Raw genomic sequence first — 5179 nt, 5'->3', positions numbered from 1 at the left:
GTCACAGTTGCTACAATGAAAATGTAGGTGCAGGTCCTGATCCAGTTCGCAATTGCATCCCGGTTCACAAAGAGCATATTTAGGAACCCCCGTACCATCCTCTATTTGGTGGACAATTCCTTTTTCTTCAAAAGTCTTTATCGTTCTATATAATGTGGTGCGTTCCGCTTTCGCGAAAGCTTTTTCGATATCGGTCAGTGCCAACGCAACATCCTTTTGCGCCATATATCTATAAATGAGTATCCGCATAGCCGTAGGCCGAACCCCGTTGCCTTCCAGCACTTGATCTATTTTTTCCATTTTTACCAAGTATTCTAGAGATCAAATCGTTTTAAGGATTCCCCTGTTTTGACCTGAAAGGCATCCTCTATAGCGGATAGATAAATGATACCGTCGCCCGGATCGGGCGTTTTGCCGTTTTCGATTACTTTTTGTATCCTGTTCGGTTTTACGAACGCTTTTATTTCTTTCATAATGAACTTACCTTATTTAATTAGAACTTACCCGGGCCTGAGCCATTTTTAATCCGTTGACAAATAGCAGCGAATTGGCCCAGAATAAAATTCAGCTTATTTTTAATGATCGTGCCCCAGTTCGCCCTTGACCATTTCGGAGGAAAGGGTATAGGCCCCATTTGTTACTATTTTCAAATTTTCGGCAACCCCGGTAGGAAGGTTTATTTCTACAAAACCCAGGTCGTTGACCCCCGTGCTCACAGGAATCCGTTTATATTTCATCCTATTTTCTTCTGGATTTTCATCTTCGTCCACAATAAAAATATAAGACTGTTCGCCTTCCTTGACTATAGCTTCCTCGGGTACTGCGAAGCCCGATTTTTCTCCTTGAACGATTCTTCCTTCTGCATACATTCCCGGTAAGAGGTCGCCATTTTTGTTATCGATATGTGCGTGTACGTGCAAGGCTTTGGGGTCTTCCTCAAAGGTCTTGCCGATAGAATGTACCTCTGCCGTTAACAGTTCATCAGGTTTTGAGGCAACCGTAAAGATTATTTTTTGACCTATCTGGACCTTGGGTATGTCCTTTTCATAGACTTTAAGATCCAAATGGAGTTCTGAATTATCACTTACCCCGAACATTTTTGTTTGAGGGGCGACATAATCCCTCAAGCTTACCATTACTTCATCCACAAAACCAGAGATTGGAGAAGTAATGGGTACGGCAGAGTAGATCTGTCCTTCTTCTACTTTACTGGTATTTATACCCAATAACTGCAATTTTGATTTTAAGCCGTTGACACTTGATGTGGTGGAACGGAATTTGGATTGGGCCATTTGAAATTCCTTCCCGGAGGATACACCTTTGTCATACAAGGTTTGCTTGCGCTCAAAATCCTGTTTAAGAAAAACGAGTTCATCGTTTTTTTCCTGAAATTCCTGTTGGATACTGATAATATCGGGATGTTCCAAATAGGCCAACACCTCTCCTTGTTGTACTTTATCGCCCTCGATTACTTTGATGGAACGCACATTGCCGCCTACGAAAGGGCTAATATTGGCCCTGTCCTGTGGAAAAAGCTCAAGCCTTCCGGTTACCTTGATATTGTTCCCCAAGTTTCGGGTTTCCAAAGGTTTTGTTTCCAGACCGATCGTTTCGGCCTGTTGCCTCGAGATTTCTACCACGCCTTCTTCCTCGCGTCCCCCTTCTTCTCCGTGCGGATCTTCTTCGCCATCCATCTTTTCGGCATTTGTACTTTCTTCATTATGGCCCAATTCCGGATCGGGTCTGTCGTTGCAGCCCACTATCAAAAAGGTTAGTAATACTGCGCTTATTATTGCTAAATTCTTCATTTCCGTTTTTCTTTTTAAATTATAGATTACCCAGTTGATATTGCAGCTCAATGGCCTGTTGGTTATACTGATTTATAAATTGTAAGTGGTTTTGTTTGATTCTTATGGCACTGTTCAAAATCGTGATATAGTTCACATAATCGATTTCGCCTTCCCTGGAGGCCAGTTCTGCCGTGGAGATCTGTTCATCTGCCAGTAGTAAAGCTCCTTCTTGGTAAAAATCAAGAGTCTTTTGGGTCTTCTCCAAGGATTTTAAAAGTTGGGAAACCCTACTTTCGGTTATGGCCTTTTGTTCCAGATACTGGTTTTCGGATACCATTGCATCTGCCTTGGCCGCCTGTACCCTTGATTTCTGGGGAAAGAACCAAAGCGGGATGATGATACCCGCCTGGTAGGTGTTGAACCCCGATACATCATCGACCACCTGCCGGCCATAGGTCAGGTTGAACTTGGGCAGGAACTGTGATTTTTCTACGTCCACGTTTGCCTTGCTTACCTCGGCATTTTGCATCGAATACTGCAATAATGGGTTGTCCGTTACCGATGTCGAATCCAGCACCGACATATAGTTCATCGGTCGATAGGGAAGACCTACCGTTTCTATTTCTTGGTCAACACCTAGATATTGCTTTAAAGCACGTTTTGCAATCTCGATATCGTCATAGGCCTGTTGGCGCAACACCTGTATCTGTTGATATTCCGAAGAGGCCGCAATATATTCCAGTTTTCCGGTTTCACCCGTATCGTAACGCAGTTCCGCGGCTATTCTGAAATTGGCATAGACACTGTCCAATTGTTCCGCAAAGCGCAATTGTGCCTTGTTATAATTGATGCGGTCATAGGCCTGCATCACATTACGGACCAGCTGTTGTTCGTTGAGGGCATAGAATTTTTCGCCGAGTTGGACACGCTCCTTATAAAACTTGGATTTTGAAAACCCCGAGAGCAGATCGATATTTCCCTGCTGTATACCGATCGTGGTCTGTACCCCGGGCAGGTCATTGCCCACCTCTTCCTTGCCCGTAAAGACCTGGGTATTGCCCAAGTCGAAACTTGTACCCTTCATCGCCCGTTCACGCTCGATGAATGCCTGGCCCTCCTTAAGGGAAGGGTAATTTACCTTGGCCAAGGCAATGGCTTCCTCCAATGCAATGGTCTGCGCGATTCCATTTTCCTGTGCATTCACGGTATTCGAGGTTAAAAATCCTCCCAAGCTCAAGAGCAACACGATAATCGATGCACTTTTGTTGACATAACTTGGGTCGTTTCCGTTGACCTTACGCTCCTTACGGGCTTCCAGCCAATTATAGAGGACGGGGATAACCACAAGGGTCAACAGGGTTGCCGTGAGCAGACCTCCGATCACGACCGTCGCCAAGGGGCGTTGTACCTCCGCACCGCCCGATGTCGAGACCGCCATCGGGATGAAGCCCATAATGGCCGCGGTTGCCGTTAAAAGGATAGGGCGCAACCGCTCGTGGGTCGCTTCATAAATCCTGTCTTTTATATTTGTCATTCCATTTTCTTTAAGTTCATTGAATTTATTTATAAGGACAAGCCCGTTCAGTACGGCTACCCCGAAAAGGACTATAAATCCTACTCCTGCAGAGATACTAAATGGCATCCCGCGAATCCATAGCGCAAATACCCCACCGATTGCCGCGAGTGGCACGGCCATATAGATCATAGCGGATTGTGAGAAAGAACCAAGGGCGAAGTACAGCAGTATAAAGATGAGTGCCAACGCAATGGGCACCACGATCATCAATCGGTCGGTCGCCCTTTGAAGGTTTTCAAAAGAACCGCCATAAGTAACATAATAACCAGGTGGGAGTTTAACTTGTTCATCCAGCTTCAGTTGGATCTCCTCGACCATAGATTTTACATCACGGCCCCTAACGTTCACACCTACCGAGATTCGGCGGTACGTATTGTCCCTTGATATCTGCATAGGCCCCGGTTTGTAACTAATATCCGCCACCTCTTTCAAAGGAACTTGATTACCGTTGGGCAAGTCGATATATAGGTTCTTTAGGCTATTGATATCCTGTCTAAATTCTTTCGCCAGACGAATGACCACATCAAAGCGTTTTTCGCCTTCAAAAATCACGCTGGCAGTTTCCCCTGCAAAGGCTGCGCTTACATAATCGTTGAGCTTGTCAATGATAACTCCATATTGCGCCATTTTTGCCCGATTGTACGCTACCGTCATTTGAGGCAAGCCACTGGTGGCCTCTACATTAAGGTCTGCAGCGCCTGGAACGCTTCTGATTACCGCTGCGATTTCCTGTATCTTATCGGCCAGAACGTCCAAATCTTCCCCATATAATTTTATGGCGACATCTTCCCGGACCCCTGTCAATAGTTCGTTAAAACGAAGTTCTACGGGTTGCGTAAACACAAAGTTCACACCTGGGATAACAGCAATTTTTTCCTTTATCTTTTCGATCAGCTCTTCCTTGCTATCCGCACTCGTCCATTTGCTTTTATCCTTTTCTAGGATTACGTAGCTATCCGCGATATCCATGGGCATCGGGTCGGTAGGTATTTCCGAGACCCCGATCCTGGAGATCACCGTTTTTACTTCCGGGAATTCCCCAATAATATTTTGAAGCTTTTTCGAAACTTCAATGGATTCGCTCAGACTGCTACCTGGTTTTATCAATGCTTGCATTGCGATATCCCCTTCATCCAGTTTTGGGATAAATTCGCCGCCCATATTGCTAAATATGAATCCGGCCAGGATCAATAGGGCCAAAGCCCCGATGATGATACCTGCTTTAAACCGAAGGGCAAAGGATAGTAAAGGCCTGTAAGCCCTATTTAGCCCTGATATTATTTTATCACTAAAGCGATCTATGGCATTTTCAAATCTTGCGAACCAATGGTCCGGGTTTTTCGCAGGTTTCAGAAATAATGCGGAAGCCATCGGAACGTATGTCAAACAAAGTATGATGGCCCCCAATACCGCAAAACCAAAGGTAAACGCCATTGGGCGGAACATTTTCCCTTCGACACCCGTTAAGAAAAGAATGGGAGTAAACACAATTAGGATGATCAATTGACCGAAAAAAGCGGAGTTCATCATCGTGCTTGCCGAATCGTAGGCTATCTCATCCATTTCTGTCTGGTCCATAGGTTTTTTGGATTTTTTCATTCGTTGATGAATGTGGAGGACCATACCTTCCACGATTATTACCGCACCGTCCACGATAATACCAAAATCGATCGCACCAAGGGACATCAGGTTTGCCCATACGCCGAACTGTTTCATCAATATAAAAGCGAACAACAGGGAAAGTGGTATTACCGAGGCAGTAATAAGGCCGCCGCGGAGACTTCCCAAGAGCAATACCAATACAAAGATTACT

Annotated in this window: 4 protein-coding genes; all 4 read right to left on the bottom strand. The window is 45.1% G+C overall.

Annotated elements, in window-relative coordinates; all coding sequences use genetic code 11:
* Nucleotides 1-300 (bottom strand): Fur family transcriptional regulator (locus tag ACEW8S_RS20515; protein WP_373519971.1); only part of this gene is annotated, 300 nt, incomplete at its 3' end.
* Between the two features lie 14 nt (nt 301-314).
* Complete coding sequence (locus tag ACEW8S_RS20510; protein ID WP_373519970.1) at nt 315-473, bottom strand: hypothetical protein; 159 nt, start codon at nt 471-473, stop codon at nt 315-317.
* Between the two features lie 102 nt (nt 474-575).
* Nucleotides 576-1808: an efflux RND transporter periplasmic adaptor subunit gene (locus ACEW8S_RS20505; protein ID WP_373519969.1), complete on the bottom strand. Its 1233-nt coding sequence runs from the start codon at nt 1806-1808 to the stop codon at nt 576-578.
* A 19-nt stretch (nt 1809-1827) separates the two neighbouring features.
* A partial coding sequence (locus ACEW8S_RS20500; RefSeq protein WP_373519968.1) for a CusA/CzcA family heavy metal efflux RND transporter occupies nt 1828-5179 on the bottom strand: 3352 nt, incomplete at its 5' end.

Origin of the sequence: Pricia sp., from assembly GCF_041745955.1 — a bacterium.
Taxonomy (GTDB): domain Bacteria; phylum Bacteroidota; class Bacteroidia; order Flavobacteriales; family Flavobacteriaceae; genus Pricia.
The sequence above is the reverse complement of the archived record's forward strand: the minus strand, read 5'-3'. Positions and strand labels throughout refer to the sequence as shown.

Bases quoted from the DNA above. Each gene is read 5' to 3' on its own strand.
- ACEW8S_RS20510 (WP_373519970.1), bottom strand. From the start codon at position 473: ATGAAAGAAATAAAAGCGTTCGTAAAACCGAACAGGATACAAAAAGTA.
- ACEW8S_RS20505 (WP_373519969.1), bottom strand. From the start codon at position 1,808: ATGAAGAATTTAGCAATAATAAGCGCAGTATTACTAACCTTTTTGATA.